Raw genomic sequence first — 518 nt, 5'->3', positions numbered from 1 at the left:
TCCTCAACAAGGCATTTGCTATCGGGCGCGCGGAAAGCGGCAGGGCCTAGTTGCGGGCGCCGTCCGTGTAGATGTCCCTGGAATCGATGCGGGCACCATCGGAGAACACGTCACGCGGTCCGATGCGTGCGCCATCGGTAAAGACATCGCGCGGTCCGATGCGTGCGCCATCCGTGAAGACGTCACGCTGGCCGATACGCGCGCCATCCGTATAGACGTCACGAGGCGAATTGACCGCGGCAACGGCGGCTTGTGAGGCGAAGGTGGTAACGGTGGCGATCAGCAGGGCGGCACCGGAGATTTGGCTGAGGCGTTTCATGATTGACTCCTTGGCGAACGAATACAGAGATGACAGTTCAACGATCGGACCTGCGAGGCTTGGTGTGCAGCGCCATGTTGCGGTCGTTATTGCGTATACGCCGGGAGATCGCGGATCATTCCCCTTGCAGGATTGAAATTTCAAATCGCCGCCATAGCGCCACGCCGGGGGTGGTGAAGCGCACGGGCCCCTACGCGAG

The 518-nt window shown here is 61.4% G+C and carries 1 protein-coding gene; it reads right to left on the bottom strand.

Annotated elements, in window-relative coordinates; genetic code table 11:
* Positions 1-46: 46 nt before the first annotated feature.
* Positions 47-319 carry a hypothetical protein gene (locus KHO22_RS32400; protein WP_211951275.1) on the bottom strand — a complete coding sequence of 91 codons (273 nt, stop codon included), beginning with the start codon at positions 317-319 and terminating at the stop codon, positions 47-49.
* Between the last annotated feature and the right edge of the window lie 199 nt (positions 320-518).

This window comes from Cupriavidus yeoncheonensis (genome assembly GCF_905397275.1).
In the GTDB taxonomy this organism is placed as follows: Bacteria; Pseudomonadota; Gammaproteobacteria; order Burkholderiales; family Burkholderiaceae; genus Cupriavidus; species Cupriavidus yeoncheonensis.
Note: the sequence above shows the minus strand (reverse complement) of the source record. Positions and strands in the feature narration are given on the sequence as shown.

Coding starts and splice junctions, on each gene's coding strand:
- KHO22_RS32400 (WP_211951275.1), bottom strand. CDS start 319: ATGAAACGCCTCAGCCAAATCTCCGGTGCCGCCCTGCTGATCGCCACC.